Origin of the sequence: Gemmobacter lutimaris (assembly GCF_003570715.1) — a bacterium.
Taxonomy (GTDB): Bacteria; Pseudomonadota; Alphaproteobacteria; order Rhodobacterales; family Rhodobacteraceae; genus Gemmobacter; species Gemmobacter lutimaris.
In genome coordinates, this window is record NZ_QXXQ01000007.1 from 1 (window position 1) to 17,860 (window position 17,860).

A 17,860-nucleotide genomic window follows, 5' to 3' on the forward strand; every position below is an offset into this window, starting at 1 on the left:
CTGCATGATCTCGATCACCAGCGCGGTTTTACGCTTCGCCATCCAGCGCTTGATGCTGTCGTCCATGGTCACACTCATTGCTACGTTCTCCCTTGTAGCATGAGCAGATCTTCACTGGGTCGATACAATCTCGGCCTGAATCTCAGGTTTTTTGAGGAGTTCGTAGCCGATCTGACCGGCAGTCCTCTCGGAATACCCGGCGCGGATTGCTGCCTGCGTGGCGTTCAGGTCAATGAGGTATTCCTTGGCGAACGCACGCTGCTTGTCGTTGAGAGGTCTCTTGGCTCCTGCCATTTGTCCGCGCCCGCTGGTAAGCTGTGTGCTACGGATTGTGTATCAAAATGGCTGACTTGAGCAAGCCCGCAGGAATCGAGCATGAAAAAGCGGAAACGCAGCATCGGGAAGTGCTGCAACTGTGCGCGTGACTACGGTCAAAATCCAAATTGAAGGAAAGCGTCGAGATAGGTGTGTCGGATGCGCTGGGAATCGCCGCTGTCAGGCTGCAACGCGATCACTTCGAGGCCTCGACCGTCCTACTCGCGCGGTCCGCCCGACTGCAGACACTGCTCACGCCGAATACAGATTGGCAAACGGACAGATTCAGTCGATTATGGCGTCACACAGCATACTACTTGGGGAATATCATACTACTTGGGGAATATCGGTTGATTCTATCACTTCTGTAACGAGGAGGACTTAAATGGCACCTGTTTATGACGTTCCACCCGGTGTTGCGAAACTTCCAACTTGGCCCGTCCCGTTTGTCTTTACCGGTCAGCGCGAGAACCGATTGCTGCAGGCAGGGAAATACGAGGAAAAGGTCTATTGGTACCTTTTCTGTGAATTGATCGATGAAGAAGGTCATCTTATCGATGCGCCGGACCCAAGTGTCGATACTATTCGTGTTAGATGGTACGCTGATTTCACCAATGGGGTGAAGAAGTTCCCTAACTCTCATGAAGCATTTCGGCTTGGCCTGAATGCGACGTACGTTTCGAAAGATGGGGAGCGATTGGAAACAGTTCGGTTCTTTCATGTCTCAGCGGAAACTACGCACAGGGAAGGACCTGTGGTGGTGGCCAAGCCCGCGTCATGGTGGTCGCAGATTTCTACCATCCACATCGATCCATACATGCTGCTTGATGGTGAATCGTTCGAAGGATCAGGCATCCCAACCATCGACGTAACCATCGACATACCCATTATCGGCAATGCCAAAAAACAGGAGCCTTAACGGAAAGTCTCCCCGTGGGTGTTGATTGCGTCCAGAACTGAGCCATGTGACCCTTTCCCTGAAGCCCGTGAGTGGCGGGGTCAGCGGATTAATCCACATGGGAATTTTGAACGCCATTCGTCGGATGAGTAAGCATCAGAAGCTGTCGATCCTCGAGATCACACGGCTGACTGACGTGTCGCGCAATACCGTTACCAAGCATCTTGCGGCGTAAGCCTGCGGTGAGGGTCGTCTGCTCGGATTGAGCAAATGGTCGTAAGACTTACCTTATCGCATAGGCCAGAGTCGTGAACCAGATCGGCCAGTCAATGGCACGGGCGGACCGTGCGATGAGGTCGCGGCCCCGGTTGGGGTTGATACCGATGTGACGCCATGCCTCGGCGCGGGCGGTGAACCTGTTGCGCATGCAGATGGTGTCGATGAGCAGGGACAGATCGTCGGGCGGCGGTGGCATGTCGGCAATTGTCAGGGCGAGCAGGCGGGCGCGTTCAGCTCTCGCCTGATCCATCAGGGTCTCGGGAAGCGAGGCCATATCCATGACCTCCTCCCGAAGTGCGATCTGGTGGGTGCCAGGCGCTGCATTTCCGTCCCACATCCGGCTCCGGTAAAGCATGGCGCGGGCGAGGGGGACGGCAGGGTCAGTCATAGGACGGCAACATCTGTTTGAGTTCGGAAAGACAGTTGTGTGCGATCCTCAGATAGATGTCACGCTGCTTGTTGTCGGGGTATCCGGCGTTCCGGGCGGCGGCCTCGATCTGGCGATGGAGGGCCTTAGCCTTGTCGGCGCAGCGGTCGAGGGTCGCGGAAATGGCTTTGCAGTCATTGCACCAGTCGTAATCAGGATCTGCGCCGGGGTGCATGGCCCTGCCGCAGCCGGGGCAGCCGGGTGGCGCAATGGGCGGTGAGAAACGCGCGTCATCCCTCATTGGGAGCCTCGGCGCGGGCGTCGATGATGGCGCAAAGCATCAACCTGACACGCTCCGCGATCTCGGCGGCGCCGTCATGGGTCAGGTCAGAGTCATGCAGGGCGATGGCTTCGCCATTTTCGGCCATGGCGTAAAGGCTAGTGGCGGTGGCGTCATGCGGGGCGGTGACAATGGTGTCGCGGTCGTTTTCGTCGATGGCAACACTGGCGGTGAAGCGCAGGTCGAGGCCGATCAGCGGATAGCCCGTCACCACGTCGCGCGGGGCCTCTGCCTCGGGCAGGCAGTTCCACGAAAGCACTGGCTGGTGCAGCGGGTCGGGGTTTTCGTTCAGCCTGTCACACAGGGCGTCAATTTCCTCCCGCGTCAGCGGAGTGAGCGTGCCCTCGTCAGAGGCGATGTCGTCTTCCGGCAGATTGTCCATCAGCCCCACGGCTTCGCGCTGCCAGAAGCGCAGGGCCGCGAGAATGGTGGCGTGGTCGCGGGCATCCTGAAGCTGGGCGAAGTCCCGGCTGGCCTCCATGGCGCCTCGCGCGGCGGCGTCACACTCGGCCTCATAGGCGGCGGTAAGGGCAGCCTGTTCGGCAAGGTGAGTGGCAAGGTTGCTCATGACGTGATGTCTCCTGTGACATGCGGCCTGCGCATCTGCGCCGTCTGCAAGATTTGTAGTGCGGATATTCCGCATTGTAAATCGTAATCCCGCATCATGCTTGATCGAGCCTGTAACCAGCACCGGCGAGGGCGCGCTTGAGCTTGCAAACGCGGGTGTCACCGTTCACCCGCCCCATGGGCGTGCAGGAGATGTGGAACAGCAGGGGTGCCGCACTGTTCGGCAGGTCGATCCGCAGGAATGGGTGGCCCTTGCCAGTGGGAGGACAGACCTCGAAGCTGAGGCCGATCTTTTCGAGATAGGCCGCCAGCACCTTGTAATCCGGGTTGGTGCGGACTTTGGCGAGGATGCGCATTCTGCTCATGGATGCGCCCTCGAAAACAGGGGCGCAACATCAGAAAAGTTGCACCAAATCACCTCGGTGCGCCGCGCGGCCCGGTCAGCCATCGCAGTGACCTCGATACGGCGCCATCCAGCCAATGCGTCGTCATAGAGCGATGAGGCATATCCAGACAGCACCACGTTGCCGCGCAAGCTGCGCACGCAATCCAACAACTCCGCATGTTCTGATCGCGTCATTTCGTGCCGATAATCGCGCCCTTTGTCGCGAGTCTCTGGCAGATATGGCGGATCGACATAGTGCAGCACGCCGGGTGTATCGTGGGCATGCATCACCTGAATTGCTGGGCGCTGCTCGATCACAACACCGCGCATCCTCTCGGCCGCTCGGGTTATTGTGTCTGGCAACGACATCCACCCATGAACCGGCAGAGTCCCGGCTCGCATGCCAGCCGAACGGAACCCTGTAGAGCGATGGATGCCAGATGATCCGTGGCCAAAGTGGCTGCGGATCAGCACACGGCGCGCACGCTCAAGGTCAGTTGCCGCGTCCTGATAGCTCTCGACATGCTCCGCGCGGGCGAAGGGCGTCAGGGCGATAGCTGAGGCAAGATCCTCAGCGTGATCACGCAGCATACGAAAGAGCGTCACCATGTCGCCATCAAGGTCATTGTAGACCTCAAGGCGTGCCCTAGCCTTGGCCATTAGCACCGCGGCGCCGCCGCCGAACGGTTCGATATAGGCATCGTGTGCAGGGAACAGGCTGATGAGCTTTGGCGCCATCCTGACTTTGCCGCCATGATACCGGACGAGTGCTGTCATGCCGCAACTCCCTCAAACCGATTGACCTGATTACCGAGCACCACCCAGCCGGGGCGGGGCTGGCGCGCGAAGATCTCGACCCGCTGGGTTTCGGGGTATTGGGCGTCGATCACCTCATGCACCCAATCCGGCTTCCGGCTGTGTTCGCGGCTGCGGCCGGGGATGATCGAGGTCGGGAACAGCGCGTTGCCTGGACAGGGGAAACGACCGCGCCGGGCGATGTAGAGCAACTCGTGCTTGTTGCGCGCCCAATAGCCGGTGCCGATGCGGGATTTGGGCCAGACGAGCTGGGACTTGTATTTGAAGCCCCAGCCCTTGAGGACGCGAAAGGCCAGTTCGGCGAAGGGCACCGTCACCCACATCAGCAAGAGCGCATCAAGAGCCACAACGTCTTTGACCGGCAGCGCGGCGATTTCGTCGAGCGGCATGCAGTCGTAGTGCTGGCGGGCATTCTTGCCGGGCTTCGCCTTCGAATTGCCCGAGAAGTTCCATGGCGGATCGGCAAGCACGATCTGAAAGCCACCATAGGGGCGGACATCCTGAACCGCCTTGGCGTCGCCGGGGATGAGCGTGACAGGGGCGGGCACGTTCATGCCGCATCCTCCATCTGCACCGCCAGGTGCCCACAGTTTGCCCGCACCAAGGCCTCGGCCAACGGCGGGCAGACAGAATTGCCGCAGCAGCTGACCTGCACGTCCTTCGGGAAGGCCCGGAAAGTCGGGCTGCCTATGTCCTGATTCTCCCACACGCCCTCGATGACGTAATCCGGCGGGAAGCCCTGCGCGGTGAACAACTCGCGCGGGGTCAGCATGCGCATGCCGATGTCGACGATGACGAACTCGGCACCGTCCACGGTCAGCGTCACGAACTCCCGGTCATCCCATAACCCGTGATCACGCAGCAGCTGGGCGACGGCGCGGGCCTTGGCGTGATGTTCGGGGCCGAAGGGCGGCGCGGCCAGCGATGCCTCGCAGTGTGCCATGCGGTCTTTGGTTGTGATCGTATGCAGGGGTTCATCGGTGCGGGCCCCGTCGCCCGTGCCATAGTATTTTGCGAAGAACGCCGCGACCGGGGTTTGATGGCTGCCGCTCTGGCAGATCGTCGCCATGGGGGCATCGGCCGGTCGGCCCGGATTGACGCCGCCCACGCGGCGGCTGTCGTTGTTCTGCTGTGCAAGGAAAGCAGCGACGGGCGCGTGTTTCTGCCCGCCCGCGACCACAGTGCCCAACGGGCGCTGGATGTCTAGGGCGCGCGGCGCTTGACCCGCCCGTTCGCCGTAGCCGGTCTGGATCATCGTCGCTGCAACAAAGCTCGAATGTTGCCCTTCGGCGGTGACCGCCGGGTGCGGACGCCGCAGATCACCATGGCCCCCGCCTGAGCCATACATCTGCGACAGGATCGGCGCGATCACGGCATGCTGCACGCCGCCCACAGTGATGGTGCCCAGCGGATCGGTCAGCGGGTATTCCCGGCGCCCGCCAGAATAGCCGTGGGCGATGCTGGCGAGGCAAGGCGCCAGCAGACCATACGGCGCTGCACCACCCGGTTTTTTGATCCAACTATTCGCGGTCACGGTTACCATGGGCGCGCGCAAATCCTGCCCGGTGGCGCCGCCGTTGAAGCGGGTGATGGACGGCACCACCAGAGCCTTTTCGCCCCGATGCGCGCCGGTGATGGTGCGGATCGGCGCTGCCAGATCCTCCAGCCGCGTGCCATGGGTCAGGTTGACCAGATAGGGCTGGGCCGCCTCCAGCACATAGCGATGGATGCCGCGCGCCACGCGGGTGAGGGTGTTGGGTTTCAGGGGCCGGACGGCGCGCAGGCCGTGCTTGGCCATGATGTCGGCAGAGGTGTCAAAGATCGACGGACAGGGCAGAGACCAGTCGATGCATTCCGCCGCGGTGCGCCACGGCTTCAGCTTGCCCTTGCGGACCTCATCCGATTCCGGGTCGCCGTGGGTTGGTGCGGGCCAGACGATCTTTTCGCGGTCGAACCGCACCACGACGAACAGGCGCTTGCGGATAGTCGGGGTGCCATAGTCGCAGGCGCGCAGTTCGCGCCACTGGATGCGCCCGCCAAGACGGCGCAGCGCCTTGCACCATGCCGCGAAGGTTTCGCCGCGCCGGTCGGGGCAGGGCATCAACCCCTTGTCGGTTTCGATCAGTGGCCCCCAGGTGCGGAATTCCTCGACGTTTTCCAGCAGCACCACATCCACGCGCCCGCCTGATTTCTGGATGCGCTCGATCCAGCCGGGGATGATCCACGCCAGATCGCGGATGTTCCGCTTGACCGGGGCGCCGCCTTTGGCTTTCGAGAAGTGCTTGCAGTCGGGCGAAAACCACATCAGGCCGATGTGCCGCCCGTGCATGTGGGTCATGCCCTGCAAATCATGGAGCATTGGCGCGGCGTCTCTGATGTCCGCGTCAAGGCCACCATGCTACCGGGTGAGGCTTCTTGGACCGATGAGCAGGAGCTTCCTCATTAATAAGAAATCGAAACCCACTTTCAACAGTGCCCGTCTCGCAGCAGCCCGTGATTTCGTCGCGGAGTTGGTCGCAGTTGATCCGATCTATCTTCCGATCTTCATCCGGTTGGAGAATGAGGTCGAGATTGCCGAAGCCCGAGAGCGCGGAGATGTGCTGGCTGTGGCGAGAGGGCTGGCGAGGGCAGGAGGCCGAGATGTCAAAAGCGGCTGACAGGATCATGGTGGCGCGCCTTGAACGCGCACTTGAGAAGGTCGGGATGCTTTACGAGGACTCCGGTTCCGAAAGCTATCTGCCGATCATCGACCGGCTGGAGCTGGAGATCGAGGCCCGCGCGGCGAAAAGCATCCGTGACCGCATCGCCGCGCAGCGTCGCATTCAGGAAATGATCAACGCCAGTTTTGAACCCGACGATTTCATCGCCGCCTAGATGGCAATCGGAAGAAGAAGGCCATGAACGTGTTCCAATGTTGCCCCGGCCCCATATCTTTCCCGGTCGATCCTGTGACCCATGAGGTCAGCCCTGATCCGGTTATCCACGCCCGCAGCGAGAAGCCTGTCTTCAAAGGCGTGACGCAGGCTGTAGAGGCTGTGTTCCGGGGTTTCGAGAAGCTTGTTCTCCCGCAGGAACTTGTTCACGGTGTCGGACAGGGCAGGGTTGTCGGCATAGCGGGGAAAGCCGTTCGGATTGGCCTTGAAGGCTTCCAGGCTGACGCCGGTGAGTGGGATCATGCGCTTTGCATAGGGGCTTTTCAGGGTGCGTCCGACGGGCTCGATCTTGATGTGCGGTATGGACCCGGCCAGTTTGATCTGAGTAGCCGTGAGCATGGCGATTTCGCTGGGGCGTGCGCCGGTGTTGATCATCGCAAGCATGATGCCGCGCGCCTCGGTGTTCAGCCCATCCAGCGCGCCGGGGGCCAGCAGCTTCTCCTTGATCTATGCGACAGAGAAGGGCGGGCGGCTGCCATCCTCATCCTGCTTGAAGTTCAGCTTCTCGGTGTTGAACTTCAACTCGATGTCGCGCGCCCGGGCGACAGCCTTCAGCATTGCGACCAGATGGATGAAGTCCTTGTTGGCGGAACTCTTTTTCGCCTCACCCTTGATGATCCGCTGCACCCACCATTCGCGGAAGCGGAACAGATCCTCGGTCCTGATGGATTCCAGCTTCTTGTCACCGACGACCTTGACGAAGTTCGCCACCGCCTTCTTGCGTGGGTTCTCCCACCGGCGGATCTGGTCATCGCTCATTCCGGCGGTCTTGATTGCCTCGATGCTCCAGTATGCAGCGAGGGCGGTGGTAACCGTCAGCTTGTCTTCTGCGGCCCCTCCCAGAAGTGCTTCGCCCTCGATCTGCTTGGGACGCTTGTCTTTCCCCATGCCGACGGCTTCGATGCGTTCCAGCACATCCTGCAAGGGTAGGGCTGCCACTTTTCCACCCGGCATCCAACGATACCCGCGTTTTGCCGCAAGTTCTTTTGCCGCCGCCATCCGCGCTTCGGCATCTTGGGTGTCACCGTCCATCATGGCTTCCCATCCGTCGATCATGGCGCGCCAGATGGTATCTGCCTTCAGCTTTGCTGCGGACTCGGAGTCGGTATGGAGGGAGAGCAGGATAAATTCGCGGTCCTCGACCGGCTGGTATCTCCGGGGGACACGCTTGCGCAGATGATAGGTTGTTCCCCGTTTGACAATGCTCATATGCTTTTGATGAGCGAAGCGCCTAGCGATTGCAAGCTGGCACGCGAGGCATTTTGTGTATCGTTTTGTGCGTCAAACTGTGCCGAGAAGAGTGTAGTAGCACAGCGCTTCACTACTGTTTCCCAGTTAAAACAACGACTTAATGACGTGGTAAATGGCGGAGAGACAGGGATTCGAACCCTGGGTCGGCGCAAACCGACAACGGTTTTCGAGACCGCCGCATTCGACCACTCTGCCACCTCTCCGCATCAGGGGTCGTCGTGGAGCGGGGATTTAACGGAGCATTCGGGGGCTTGCAAGACCCCTTTCACAGAAAAGTTGAAAATTGCGTCAAGTCTCTGGAATGGGGGCGAAATCCTTTGGCGTGGGCAGGTGGCTGCGCGCGATCACGCGAAGATGTGGCCGTGCCAGTTGGCAAAGGCGTGGCCAAGGGTTAGCTCTGGTATCGGTTCCGGTGAAAGGGGTGCGCATGCTGAAGCTATGGCCCGTGACGAAATGCGGCGGCCCCGCAGGACTTCTGGCCCTGATGCTGGCGCTGGGGCAGACGCCGCAGGCGCTTGCCGAAGGCGCGGGCGCGGCCGTGGAACAGGCGGTTCCGGCTGAAATCGGCGCGCTGCTCCAGACGCTGCATATCGACGGGCTGATCGGCGTGATGCAGGCCGAGGGGCTGGATTATGGCATGGCGCTGCGCGAGGAAATGCTGCCCGACAAGACGCCCGCCGCCTGGATGGCGGTTGTCGGCCACATCTATGACACCGGCAGGATGCGGCGCGAGTTCGAGACCGCGCTGGCGCGTGAACTGTCGGGCGCGCCCGAGGTCATCGCGGCCGCGCAGGCTTTCTTCGGCGATGCGCGCGGCCAGAAGATCCTGTCGCTGGAGATCGAGGCGCGTCACGCGCTGCTGGATGACAAGGTTGAGGAGGCCGCGCAGGCCGCCGTTGCCCGGATGGAAGCCGAGGGTGCCCCCCGGCTGGAGGCGCTGCACCGTTTCGCCGAGGCCAATGACCTGATCGAGATGAATGTGATGGGCGCCATGAACGCCAGTCTGGCTTTCTATCGCGGGCTGAACGCGGGTGGCGCCTTTGGCGATGCCATGTCCGAATCCGACATGCTGGCCGAGGTCTGGGGACAGGAGGCGCAGGTGCGGACCGAGACGGAGGACTGGCTCTGGCCCTATCTTTCGCTGGCCTATCAGCCGCTGTCGGACGAGGAACTGCAAGCCTATCAGCGCTTTTCCGAAACGCCCGAGGGGCAGCGTCTGAACGCGGCGATGTTCGCCGCCTTCGATGGCATGTTCAACCGGATCAGCGGTGAGCTGGGGGCTGCTGCGGCGCGTCAGATGCAGGGCGAGGACATCTGACAGTTCAACGGCTGTAAGTCGCGGTCAGGCTGGCGCTGTCCAGCGCCTGCGCGCGGGCCATGAAGCTGATCATCGCGGGGCTGGCCGTTGCACCTTCGGGCAGAGGTGCGGGCAGGGCGTAAAGCGTGACCGTATAATGATGTGGCGCGTCGCCTTCCGGCGGGCAGGCGCCGCCGAATCCTTTCGTGCCGAAATCGGTGGCGGTTTCGATGGCCCCTGCGGGCATATGACCGCTGGCGCCCGCGGGCAGGGCGGTGGTTTCGGCAGGCAGGTTGACGACGGACCAGTGCCACCAGCCCGAGCCGGTCGGCGCGTCGGGGTCGTGCATCAGCAGAACGAAGGCGCCGGTGCCTTCGGGCGCGCCGTGCCATGCCAGATCGGGCGAAATATTGCCGCCGGTGCAACCAAAACCGTTGAACACCTGATCCATGCCCAGGGTGCCAGAGGCCATGGCATCTGAGGTCAGCACCATGCCGGCCTCGGCGGTGCTGGTGATCAGGCTGGCGGCCAGAAGGGCGGGATAGAGGGAACGCATCGCAATCTCCTGTTGCTGGGGATGCGTCTTTCTAGCTGCTTGTCACGCCCGGCATGGCCCCGTTCCGCGCAGGCTCTGCCCCGTGCCGCTCATCCTCGGGCGATGGCAGCCGGATTTCATGCGGGGCGAGGCCAAAGCGGGCGCGGAAGCGGGCGGCGAATTGCTGGGGCGAGGCATAGCCCACTTCGGCGGCGATCCGTGCCACGGGGAAGGCGGTGCATTGCAGCATCCCAAGCGCCTGCGTCAGCCGCGTGTCACGCAGGATCACGGCAAAGCTGGTGCCTTCGGCCGCCAAGTGGCGACGCAGGGTAGCGGGGCTGCGCGCCATCTGGCTGGCAGCACGGGTTGCAGTCCAGTCCGCCGCCGGATCGGCAGCGATGAGGGCGCGCAGCCGGTCAGACAGGCGGGGCGGGGCGGGTGGCGGCAGCACCGCACCGCCAAGCGCCAGCCACAGGGCCAGTTCTTCCAGCCGCAGGTTCAGCACGTCGTTTGGCAGGCCCGCGAAAGGCGAAGGCGCGAAGAACCCGGCCATCAGGGCGGCGGCAGAGTCGGGCAGGGCGGCCAGCGCCATGGGCCGCGCGGCGCCAGGACGCGGCAGCGCGGGCAGGCGGGACATTGCGGCCTCGATCGCCACGCGCGGCAGCGGCAGCGCGCGCGCCTCGTAGCCACCTTTCGCATCGGGAATGTTGCAGATCGTCATGGCCAGCGCCTCGGGCAACAGGACCAGCCCGCCCGCAGGCACAGAAAGCCGTGTGCCGCCTGCGATCACTTCTTTGACACCGCGCCGCACCTCGATCAACGCCGGAACGGGGGACACGAGGCTGTGCATCCGCGCCTTGCGGGCCTGCCGGATGATTTGTCCGGGAAGCTGTGTCATTGCGGCCCCCGGCAGTTGACGGCGGCAGCGGATCGGATCAGGCAGGGGCAGGCATCGGCGCGGGTCATGGCAGGATAATAGCCCGAAGACCGCGCCAGACAAACCCCGCCCGCACGGGTGTTGACTTCGTATCCCCGATCCCTGATAAGCGCGCATCCCGAAGGCTCACCCTGAGTCTGCGGGCGCATTGTCATCTTCGCCCCTGGGGGGCGCGCTGTCCGAGGCGGGGAAACCCGGTAACACCAAACCGGCAACGGGGCGGGGCCACAGGATGCGGAAGTTCGAAAAGGAAAGACCCATGTTCGCGGTCCTCAAGACGGGCGGCAAGCAATACAAGGTGCAGGCTGGTGACATCCTGCGCGTTGAAAAGCTCGCGGCCAATGCTGGCGATAAAGTCCAGTTCAATGAAATCCTGATGGTCGGCGGTGAAACCGTCACCCTCGGCGCACCCACCGTCGCCGGTGCGGCCGTGCAGGCCGAGGTGATCGCCCAAATCAAGGGCGAGAAAACCATCCACTACGTCAAGCGTCGCCGCAAGCACAGCTCGCAGCGCACCAAGGGCCACCGTCAGCAACTGACCCTGCTGCGCGTGACCGACGTTCTGGCCACGGGCGCCGATGCCTCGGGCGTGATGGCTGCCACCGGCACCGCCGATGCCCGCCGCGCCGCGCATAACGCGCCCGCGAAATAAGGAGTAACACCCCATGGCACACAAGAAAGCAGGCGGCTCCTCGCGCAACGGTCGTGATTCGGCCGGTCGTCGCCTTGGCGTGAAGCTCTATGGCGGCCAGGCTGCCATTCCGGGCAACATCATCGTCCGTCAGCGTGGCACCACCTGGTTCCCCGGTGAAGGCGTCGGCATGGGCACCGATCATACGATCTTCGCCACTGTCGAAGGCCGTGTGACCTTCAAGAAGGGCCTCAAGGGCCGCACCTTCATTTCGGTCCTCCCGGTTGCGGAGGCGGCCGAGTAAGCCGAACCGTTACAAGTGGCTTGTAACAAGGGGGTCGGCCGAAAGGCCGGCCCCTTTCCTCATTTTCGCCCGGCTTGCGGGCAAGGATGCGGAAAAATCGGCCATGGCGGCTTTGGCTGCCCTTGTGCCGGAAAGACCCCGGCCCCAAGTCGCGGGAAGGGGGAGAGTGGAAGTTATTCGTGCAGTGGGCGCCTTGCCGCGCCTCAGGCGCTTCGAAGGAGGGAAGCGATGAAGCTGGATGTGATTGCGAAGGATCAGGATTTCACCGGGATCGCGGGCTTTGGCCATGTCGTTGACGGCGTGATCGGCGCGGGCCGTTTCGTGCTGCGCCCTGTCCGAAAATCCGATGCCGGCCTTTTCGCCATGTATGCGGGCGACCGCCGCGTGGCCGAGGCGACCCGCTCCATCCCGCATCCGCTGCCGCCGGGCGCGGCCGAGAACTTTGTCACCCGTGCCATGGCGCATGACGGGCGGGAAGAGGTCTGGGTGCTGGACGGGTCGGCACATGGTCTGGCCGAGGTGCTTGGCGTCATCAGCCTGAAGCGTATGGATGAAGCGCAGTTCAACCGCGATCAAAGCGAGATCGGTTACTGGGTCGCCCCCGCCTTCTGGAACACGGGCTTTGCATCCGAGGCCGTGCGTGCGTTGGTCATGGCCAATCCACAGAAGAACCGCACCATCTTTGCCGAGGTGTTTCAGGACAATCCCGGCTCGGCCCGTGTCCTGACCAATGCGGGGTTCCAGTATCTTGGCGATGCGGAAACCTTTTCGGTCGCCCGCAATTCCAGGGTTCCAACCTGGACCTACCTGCGCAAGCTGGACTGAGAGGATCGCATGTCCCTCTCCGCCCGGCTGAACGCGGGGCGGAGGTTGCTCCGCCCCCTTAATGAACAGGACGAGGCCGCCGTGGTGGCCTCGCTGTCGCGGATCGAGGTCGCAGGCTGGCTGACCTCGGTGCCGCATCCCTATGGCGCGGGTGATTTCCGCGACTGGCTGGCCATGGCCATGCCCGGCAGGGTCTGGGCCATCGAGGATGCGGGGGCCTTCGTCGGCGTGATTGCGCTGGCATCTGATGGCCCCGGTTACTGGATCGCGCCCGAAGCGCAGGGCCAAGGCCATGCCTCGGTCGCGCTGGCGGCTGTTCTGGCCGCCCATTTCGCCGACCCGGAGGCGGGCGACCTGCCTGCGCGGTGTTTCGCCGACAACACCGCTTCGGCACATGTGCTTGAAAAGGCTGGCTTCCGTGAACGCGGCCGGGCAATGAAATTCGCCCTTGCGCGGGGGGCGGAGGTCGAACAACGGGTGTTCATGCTGGACCGCTACACATGGGCCGTGCGCAATCCGCTGGTGATCGAGACGCCGCATCTGCGGCTGGCCCCCCTGGAGGTGCCGCGCGACATCGCGGCGCTGGCCCGGATCGGCGGGCAGGCGGTGGTGGCGCGCAATACGGGCAGCCTCTTGTCGCCCTGGCCCGAGGATGTGGTGCGCGCCTGGGTCGAGGCGCTGCCGTGGCGCGGTTGTCCCGGCTTCCGGCTGGGTGTCTGGCGCAATGGGCGGATGATCGGCGTCGTGCAGCTTCAGCGCAAGGCGGCGGAAATCGGCCTGTTTCTGGACCCCGCCGAATGGGGCAAGGGCTATGCCCGCGAGGCTTTGCAGGCGCTGATCGCCAGTGCCTTTTCCCGTTTCGGTCTGCCGTCGCTGAGTGCCACCGTATTTGCCGACAACGCGGCCTCCCTGCGGTTGATGCGGGGGCTTGGTTTCGTTGAGACCGGCCGGAGCGAGGGGGAAAGCCCGGCACGCATCGGGTTGCATCCGACGGTTCTGCTGCGGCTGGACCGCACGGCCGGAAACGGGCAGGATGCGGCACCATGACCGCAGCTTTCACCCTCCGTGACGCCACGCCCGACGATGCCGCTGGTATCGCCGCCATCTATAACGATGCCGTGCGCAACACGACCGCCATCCTGATGGAGGGCGAGGTCGATGCCGCGAACCGCATCGCATGGATGCAGATGCGCGGGCAGTTGGGCTATCCGGTGCTGGTGGCGGCCGAAGGCGCGGCGGTGCTGGGCTATGCCAGCTTCGGCGACTGGCGCCCGTTCGACGGCTTCCGCGCCACGGTGGAAAACTCGGTCTATGTCGCACCCGAGGCGCGGGGGCGCGGGGTGGCACTTGCGTTGCTTGAGGCGCTCGCCGATCGCGCCCGCGCCTGCGGCAAACACGAGATGGTCGCCGCCATCACCTCGGAAAACACCGCCTCGCTGCGCCTGCATGCCCGCGCCGGTTTCGTGGAAACCGGCCGTATGCCCGAAGTCGGGCAGAAATTCGGCCGCTGGCTGGACCTTGTGTTCATGCAGCGCCGTCTTGACGACCGCGCCGCACCTCCGCCAGCGCCCTGAAACGCAAGCCCTGCTTGCGCCCGCGCGGCATCGCGGCTATCGCCAATCATCCAATCCCGAAGGGGCTCGCCCATGAAATTCCTCGATCTGTGCAAAGTCTATATCCGCTCGGGCGGCGGCGGATCGGGCTGCGTCTCGTTCCGGCGCGAAAAGTTCATCGAATTCGGTGGCCCGGATGGCGGCGACGGCGGCAACGGCGGCTCGGTCTGGGCCGAGGCGGTCGAGGGGCTGAACACGCTGATCGACTTTCGTTATCAGCAGCATTTCTTCGCCAAGTCGGGCCAGCCCGGCATGGGTAACCAGAAAACCGGCAAGACCGGCGATGACATCGTGCTGAGAGTCCCAGTCGGAACCGAGATCATCGACGAGGACGAGGAAACCGTGCTGGCCGATCTGGTGGAGGTCGGGCAGAAGGTGCTTCTGGCCAAGGGCGGCAATGGCGGCTTCGGCAACCTGCATTTCAAGACCTCGACCAACCGCGCCCCCGCCCGCGCCAATCCGGGTCAGGAAGGGGTGGAGCGCACGATCTGGCTGCGCCTGAAGCTGATTGCCGACGCGGGGCTGGTGGGCCTGCCCAATGCGGGCAAATCGACTTTCCTTGCTGCCGTGTCGAACGCCCGGCCGAAGATCGCGGATTATCCGTTCACCACGCTGGTGCCGAACCTTGGCGTCGTCGGCGTTGACGGGCAGGAATTCGTGATGGCCGACATTCCGGGGCTGATCGAGGGCGCGTCCGAGGGGCGCGGTCTGGGCGATCAGTTCCTTGCCCATGTCGAACGCTGCTCGGTGCTGCTGCATCTGGTGGATGGCACCTCTTCCACCATCACCAAGGATTACCGCACCATCGTGGGCGAACTGGAAGCCTATGCTGACGAGCTTGCCGACAAGCCGCGCATCCTTGCGATGAACAAGATCGACGCGCTGGACAAGAAGACCATCGGCACCCGCAAGCGGGCGCTGGAAAAGGCCAGCGGCGGGCAAGTGCATCTGATTTCCGGCGCCACGGGCGACGGGATCAAGGATGTGTTGCGCGCGATCCATGCCGAGATCATGGAGGACCGCAAATCCCGCATGCCGGTGGAGGTGAAGCCGTGGCAGCCCTGATGCAGATCGCCGCGCCTGATGTGCGCGCGGCGCGGCGGCTGGTGATCAAGATCGGTTCGGCCCTGCTGGTGGACCGGCAGAAGGGCTTGCGGCAGGGCTGGCTTTCGGCGCTGGCGCTGGATGTGGCCGAGGCCAAGCTGCGGGGCACGCAAGTGGTGCTGGTGTCCTCCGGCTCCATCGCGCTGGGGCGGATGATCCTTGGCCTGCCCGCCGGTGCACTGACGCTGGAACAGTCGCAGGCCGCCGCCGCGGTGGGGCAGATCCGGCTCGCCCGCGCCTATGAGGAGGTGCTGGCGCCGCATGGCATTACCACGGGTCAGGTTCTGGTCACGCTGGAAGATACCGAGGACCGTCGCCGCTATCTGAACAGCCGCGCCACGATGGAGACGCTGCTGGGGCTGGGCGTGGTGCCCATCGTGAATGAAAACGACACGGTGGCGACCGACGAGATCCGCTTCGGCGACAACGACCGGCTGGCGGCGCAGATCGCGGTGACGGCGGGGGCGGATCAGTTGATCCTGCTGTCGGATGTAGACGGTTTCTATTCCGCCAATCCGAAGGAAGACCCGACCGCCCAGCGCTTCGATCTGGTGGAGACCATCACGCCGGAGATCGAGGCCATGGCGGGCGATCCGATTTCCGGCCTGTCGAAAGGCGGGATGAAGACCAAGCTGATGGCGGCCAAGACCGCCGTGGCGGGCGGCTGTGCCATGGCGATCATGGAGGGCTCGGTCCCCCGGCCGCTGAAGGCGCTGGCGGAAGGGGCGAACCGGACATGGTTCGTGGCGCAGGCCGATCCGCAGGTGGCGCGCAAGCGCTGGATCAATGCGATGAAGGAAAAGGGCAGGATCCGGGTCGATGCCGGGGCTGTCATCGCGCTACGGTCGGGCAAGAGCCTGCTTCCGGCGGGGGTGACGGCGGTCGAGGGCGTCTTTGGCCGGGGCGAGCCGGTGGGGATCATCGGCCCGGATGGCGCGGCGCTGGGGCGGGGGCTGATCCGCTATACCTCCGACGAGGCGCGGGCGATTGCAGGGCATCGGTCCGGCGATATTGCCGGTATCCTGGGGTATGAGGGGCGGGCGGCGCTTGTTCACCGCGACGATATGGTGATCTAGGCGCGGAGGGAGACCGCCGGGGGCTTCACGCCCCGTCGCCAATCGGGCTTGAACCGATGGCGCCGATTGGCGACCCCCGTGGAGTATTTCTGCAAGAAGCAAAGGGGCAGAGGATGGAAGACGCAGGCAAGCTGATGCAGGAGATCGGGGCGAAGGCCCGCGAAGCTGCGGCGGAGCTTGCCTTCGCGCCAGCCGAGGCCAAGCGCGCGGCGCTGCTGGCTGCCGCCGATGCGGTGGCGGCGGCTGTGCCCGCGATCATCGCGGCCAATGCCGAGGATCTGGCATTTGGCGCCGAGAAGGGGCTGACGCCCGCGATGATGGACCGGCTGACGCTGGACGACGGCCGGATCAACGGCATCGTCGCAGGGCTGCGGGCCATTGCCGAACAGCCCGATCCGGTGGGGCGGGTGCTGGCGGAATGGGACCGGCCGACCGGCTTGCATATCCAGCGGGTCGCGACGCCTCTGGGTGTGATCGGCGTGATCTATGAAAGCCGGCCCAACGTGACTGCCGACGCGGGCGCGCTGTGCCTCAAGGCCGGCAATGCGGTGATCCTGCGCGGCGGCTCGGAAAGCTTTCATTCCTCGCGGGCGATCCATGCCTGCATGGTGGAAGGGCTGCGCGCCGCCGGTCTGCCGGAAGCCGCTATCCAACTGGTGCCGACGCGCGACCGGGCGATGGTTTCGGCCATGTTGCAGGCCGTGGCGTTCATCGACGTGATCGTGCCGCGCGGCGGCAAGGGGCTGGTGGGTCTGGTGCAGCGTGAGGCGCGGGTGCCCGTTTTTGCGCATCTGGAGGGCATCTGCCACATCTATGCCGATGGGGCCGCCGATCTGGAAAAGGCGCGGCGCGTGGTGCTGAACGCCAAGACCCGGCGCACCGGCATCTGTGGTGCTGCGGAATGTCTGCTGATCGACCGGGCCTTCTATGCCCGTCACGGCGCGGTGCTGATCGAGGATCTGGTGAAGGCCGGCGTCGAGGTGCGGACAGAGGGCGAATTGCTGGCGGTGCCGGGCACGGTTCAGGCGGTGCCCGAGGATTTCGGGCGCGAGTTTCTGGACATGATCATCGCGGCGAAACTGGTCGATGGCGTGGATGGCGCGATTGCCCATATCCGCCGCTATGGATCGAGCCATACTGAAAGCATCCTGACCGAGGATGATGCGGCGGCGGCGCGGTTCTTCCAGCGGCTCGACAGTGCGATCCTGATGCGCAACGCCTCCACCCAGTTCGCGGATGGCGGCGAGTTCGGCATGGGGGCGGAAATCGGCATCGCCACCGGCAAGATGCATGCGCGCGGCCCGGTGGGGGCCGAGCAACTGACCAGTTTCAAATATCTGGTCACCGGGGATGGCACCTGCCGCGCCTGAACGGCGCGGCAGAAGGC

Annotated in this window: 23 protein-coding genes and 1 tRNA gene; 11 read left to right on the forward strand and 13 right to left on the reverse strand. The window is 63.9% G+C overall.

Annotated features, from left to right (window positions below):
• Positions 1 to 111: 111 nt before the first annotated feature.
• Entirely contained in the window at positions 112 to 294 is a 183-nt protein-coding gene (locus tag D2N39_RS13115) for a terminase small subunit (RefSeq protein ID WP_119135246.1), read from the reverse strand.
• A gap of 406 nt (positions 295 to 700) precedes the next feature.
• Here D2N39_RS13115 and D2N39_RS13120 point away from each other — a divergent pair, with 406 nt between their 5' ends.
• A complete protein-coding gene (locus D2N39_RS13120) occupies positions 701 to 1,234 on the forward strand; it encodes a hypothetical protein (RefSeq protein WP_119135247.1) in 534 nt (177 codons plus the stop codon).
• Positions 1,235 to 1,496: 262 nt separating this feature from the next.
• Here the strand turns inward: D2N39_RS13120 and D2N39_RS13125 are convergent, their stop codons facing one another.
• The 7 genes from D2N39_RS13125 to D2N39_RS13155 form a co-directional block, all read right to left on the reverse strand.
• A complete protein-coding gene (locus tag D2N39_RS13125) occupies positions 1,497 to 1,772 on the reverse strand; it encodes a hypothetical protein (RefSeq protein ID WP_119135248.1) in 276 nt (91 codons plus the stop codon).
• Positions 1,773 to 1,872: 100 nt separating this feature from the next.
• Entirely contained in the window at positions 1,873 to 2,160 is a 288-nt protein-coding gene (locus D2N39_RS13130; protein WP_147373488.1) for a hypothetical protein, read from the reverse strand.
• The gene (locus D2N39_RS13135) at positions 2,150 to 2,767 is read right to left on the reverse strand and encodes a hypothetical protein (protein ID WP_119135250.1); all 618 of its coding nucleotides are present in this window, start codon (positions 2,765 to 2,767) and stop codon (positions 2,150 to 2,152) included. Before D2N39_RS13135 ends, D2N39_RS13130 begins: the two co-directional genes overlap by 11 nt.
• Before the next feature lie 94 nt (positions 2,768 to 2,861).
• Positions 2,862 to 3,131: a hypothetical protein gene (locus D2N39_RS13140; protein ID WP_147373489.1), complete on the reverse strand. Its 270-nt coding sequence runs from the start codon at positions 3,129 to 3,131 to the stop codon at positions 2,862 to 2,864.
• Positions 3,128 to 3,928 (reverse strand): DNA adenine methylase, encoded by an 801-nt coding sequence (locus tag D2N39_RS13145; protein WP_119135252.1) that lies wholly within the window; start codon positions 3,926 to 3,928, stop codon positions 3,128 to 3,130. Before D2N39_RS13145 ends, D2N39_RS13140 begins: the two co-directional genes overlap by 4 nt.
• Complete coding sequence (locus tag D2N39_RS13150; protein WP_119135253.1) at positions 3,925 to 4,521, reverse strand: MT-A70 family methyltransferase; 597 nt, start codon at positions 4,519 to 4,521, stop codon at positions 3,925 to 3,927. Before D2N39_RS13150 ends, D2N39_RS13145 begins: the two co-directional genes overlap by 4 nt.
• Complete coding sequence (locus tag D2N39_RS13155; protein WP_233557142.1) at positions 4,518 to 6,305, reverse strand: DNA cytosine methyltransferase; 1,788 nt, start codon at positions 6,303 to 6,305, stop codon at positions 4,518 to 4,520. Before D2N39_RS13155 ends, D2N39_RS13150 begins: the two co-directional genes overlap by 4 nt.
• Before the next feature lie 302 nt (positions 6,306 to 6,607).
• On the opposite strand from D2N39_RS13155, the gene D2N39_RS13165 reads away from it, so the two are divergent.
• The gene (locus D2N39_RS13165) at positions 6,608 to 6,841 is read left to right on the forward strand and encodes a hypothetical protein (protein WP_147373490.1); all 234 of its coding nucleotides are present in this window, start codon (positions 6,608 to 6,610) and stop codon (positions 6,839 to 6,841) included.
• Here the strand turns inward: D2N39_RS13165 and D2N39_RS23645 are convergent.
• From D2N39_RS23645 to D2N39_RS13175, 3 genes are all read right to left on the reverse strand, one after another.
• Positions 6,838 to 7,347 carry a tyrosine-type recombinase/integrase gene (locus D2N39_RS23645; protein WP_325048513.1) on the reverse strand — a complete coding sequence of 170 codons (510 nt, stop codon included), beginning with the start codon at positions 7,345 to 7,347 and terminating at the stop codon, positions 6,838 to 6,840. The two genes, D2N39_RS13165 and D2N39_RS23645, sit on opposite strands and share 4 nt — an antisense overlap.
• On the reverse strand, positions 7,348 to 8,109 hold the full coding sequence (locus tag D2N39_RS23650) for a DUF6538 domain-containing protein (protein WP_325048512.1): 762 nt from the start codon (positions 8,107 to 8,109) through the stop codon (positions 7,348 to 7,350).
• Positions 8,110 to 8,264: 155 nt separating this feature from the next.
• Positions 8,265 to 8,354 (reverse strand) — tRNA-Ser (locus D2N39_RS13175).
• A gap of 224 nt (positions 8,355 to 8,578) precedes the next feature.
• Between D2N39_RS13175 and D2N39_RS13180 the strand changes: the two genes are divergently transcribed.
• The gene (locus D2N39_RS13180; protein ID WP_158589831.1) at positions 8,579 to 9,469 is read left to right on the forward strand and encodes a DUF2059 domain-containing protein; all 891 of its coding nucleotides are present in this window, start codon (positions 8,579 to 8,581) and stop codon (positions 9,467 to 9,469) included.
• A 4-nt stretch (positions 9,470 to 9,473) separates the two neighbouring features.
• Here D2N39_RS13180 and D2N39_RS13185 read toward each other — a convergent pair whose 3' ends face one another.
• A complete protein-coding gene (locus tag D2N39_RS13185; protein ID WP_119135258.1) occupies positions 9,474 to 10,004 on the reverse strand; it encodes a YbhB/YbcL family Raf kinase inhibitor-like protein in 531 nt (176 codons plus the stop codon).
• Between the two features lie 31 nt (positions 10,005 to 10,035).
• Positions 10,036 to 10,881 (reverse strand): helix-turn-helix transcriptional regulator, encoded by an 846-nt coding sequence (locus D2N39_RS13190; RefSeq protein ID WP_158589832.1) that lies wholly within the window; start codon positions 10,879 to 10,881, stop codon positions 10,036 to 10,038.
• A gap of 298 nt (positions 10,882 to 11,179) precedes the next feature.
• Between D2N39_RS13190 and rplU the strand changes: the two genes are divergently transcribed.
• The 8 genes from rplU (at position 11,180) to D2N39_RS13230 (ending at position 17,843) form a co-directional block, all read left to right on the forward strand.
• Positions 11,180 to 11,572, forward strand: coding sequence for a 50S ribosomal protein L21 (gene rplU, locus D2N39_RS13195; protein ID WP_119135405.1), 393 nt, complete (start codon positions 11,180 to 11,182; stop codon positions 11,570 to 11,572).
• Positions 11,573 to 11,585: 13 nt separating this feature from the next.
• Positions 11,586 to 11,855: a 50S ribosomal protein L27 gene (rpmA, locus tag D2N39_RS13200; RefSeq protein WP_054304472.1), complete on the forward strand. Its 270-nt coding sequence runs from the start codon at positions 11,586 to 11,588 to the stop codon at positions 11,853 to 11,855.
• 228 nt (positions 11,856 to 12,083) lie between these two features.
• On the forward strand, positions 12,084 to 12,680 hold the full coding sequence (locus D2N39_RS13205; RefSeq protein WP_119135260.1) for a GNAT family N-acetyltransferase: 597 nt from the start codon (positions 12,084 to 12,086) through the stop codon (positions 12,678 to 12,680).
• Between the two features lie 45 nt (positions 12,681 to 12,725).
• On the forward strand, positions 12,726 to 13,727 hold the full coding sequence (locus tag D2N39_RS13210; RefSeq protein ID WP_233557143.1) for a GNAT family N-acetyltransferase: 1,002 nt from the start codon (positions 12,726 to 12,728) through the stop codon (positions 13,725 to 13,727).
• A complete protein-coding gene (locus tag D2N39_RS13215; protein WP_119135262.1) occupies positions 13,724 to 14,254 on the forward strand; it encodes a GNAT family N-acetyltransferase in 531 nt (176 codons plus the stop codon). Before D2N39_RS13210 ends, D2N39_RS13215 begins: the two co-directional genes overlap by 4 nt.
• 72 nt (positions 14,255 to 14,326) lie before the next feature.
• Entirely contained in the window at positions 14,327 to 15,358 is a 1,032-nt protein-coding gene (obgE, locus tag D2N39_RS13220; protein ID WP_119135263.1) for a GTPase ObgE, read from the forward strand.
• Complete coding sequence (gene proB, locus D2N39_RS13225) at positions 15,358 to 16,473, forward strand: glutamate 5-kinase (protein ID WP_119135406.1); 1,116 nt, start codon at positions 15,358 to 15,360, stop codon at positions 16,471 to 16,473. The genes obgE and proB overlap by 1 nt, the downstream gene beginning before the upstream one ends.
• A gap of 113 nt (positions 16,474 to 16,586) precedes the next feature.
• Positions 16,587 to 17,843, forward strand: coding sequence for a glutamate-5-semialdehyde dehydrogenase (locus D2N39_RS13230; RefSeq protein WP_119135264.1), 1,257 nt, complete (start codon positions 16,587 to 16,589; stop codon positions 17,841 to 17,843).
• The last annotated feature ends 17 nt before the right edge of the window (positions 17,844 to 17,860 follow it).

Excerpts from the sequence above, each read along its gene's own strand:
- D2N39_RS13115 (WP_119135246.1), bottom strand. The coding sequence starts at position 294 with ATGGCAGGAGCCAAGAGACCTCTCAACGACAAGCAGCGTGCGTTCGCC.
- D2N39_RS13120 (WP_119135247.1), top strand. The coding sequence starts at position 701 with ATGGCACCTGTTTATGACGTTCCACCCGGTGTTGCGAAACTTCCAACT.
- D2N39_RS13125 (WP_119135248.1), bottom strand. The coding sequence starts at position 1,772 with ATGGATATGGCCTCGCTTCCCGAGACCCTGATGGATCAGGCGAGAGCT.
- D2N39_RS13130 (WP_147373488.1), bottom strand. The coding sequence starts at position 2,160 with ATGAGGGATGACGCGCGTTTCTCACCGCCCATTGCGCCACCCGGCTGC.
- D2N39_RS13135 (WP_119135250.1), bottom strand. The coding sequence starts at position 2,767 with ATGAGCAACCTTGCCACTCACCTTGCCGAACAGGCTGCCCTTACCGCC.
- D2N39_RS13140 (WP_147373489.1), bottom strand. The coding sequence starts at position 3,131 with ATGAGCAGAATGCGCATCCTCGCCAAAGTCCGCACCAACCCGGATTAC.
- D2N39_RS13145 (WP_119135252.1), bottom strand. The coding sequence starts at position 3,928 with ATGACAGCACTCGTCCGGTATCATGGCGGCAAAGTCAGGATGGCGCCA.
- D2N39_RS13150 (WP_119135253.1), bottom strand. The coding sequence starts at position 4,521 with ATGAACGTGCCCGCCCCTGTCACGCTCATCCCCGGCGACGCCAAGGCG.
- D2N39_RS13155 (WP_233557142.1), bottom strand. The coding sequence starts at position 6,305 with ATGACCCACATGCACGGGCGGCACATCGGCCTGATGTGGTTTTCGCCC.
- D2N39_RS13165 (WP_147373490.1), top strand. The coding sequence starts at position 6,608 with ATGTCAAAAGCGGCTGACAGGATCATGGTGGCGCGCCTTGAACGCGCA.
- D2N39_RS23650 (WP_325048512.1), bottom strand. The coding sequence starts at position 8,109 with ATGAGCATTGTCAAACGGGGAACAACCTATCATCTGCGCAAGCGTGTC.
- D2N39_RS13180 (WP_158589831.1), top strand. The coding sequence starts at position 8,579 with ATGCTGAAGCTATGGCCCGTGACGAAATGCGGCGGCCCCGCAGGACTT.
- D2N39_RS13185 (WP_119135258.1), bottom strand. The coding sequence starts at position 10,004 with ATGCGTTCCCTCTATCCCGCCCTTCTGGCCGCCAGCCTGATCACCAGC.
- D2N39_RS13190 (WP_158589832.1), bottom strand. The coding sequence starts at position 10,881 with ATGACACAGCTTCCCGGACAAATCATCCGGCAGGCCCGCAAGGCGCGG.
- rplU (WP_119135405.1), top strand. The coding sequence starts at position 11,180 with ATGTTCGCGGTCCTCAAGACGGGCGGCAAGCAATACAAGGTGCAGGCT.
- rpmA (WP_054304472.1), top strand. The coding sequence starts at position 11,586 with ATGGCACACAAGAAAGCAGGCGGCTCCTCGCGCAACGGTCGTGATTCG.
- D2N39_RS13205 (WP_119135260.1), top strand. The coding sequence starts at position 12,084 with ATGAAGCTGGATGTGATTGCGAAGGATCAGGATTTCACCGGGATCGCG.
- D2N39_RS13215 (WP_119135262.1), top strand. The coding sequence starts at position 13,724 with ATGACCGCAGCTTTCACCCTCCGTGACGCCACGCCCGACGATGCCGCT.
- obgE (WP_119135263.1), top strand. The coding sequence starts at position 14,327 with ATGAAATTCCTCGATCTGTGCAAAGTCTATATCCGCTCGGGCGGCGGC.
- proB (WP_119135406.1), top strand. The coding sequence starts at position 15,358 with ATGCAGATCGCCGCGCCTGATGTGCGCGCGGCGCGGCGGCTGGTGATC.
- D2N39_RS13230 (WP_119135264.1), top strand. The coding sequence starts at position 16,587 with ATGGAAGACGCAGGCAAGCTGATGCAGGAGATCGGGGCGAAGGCCCGC.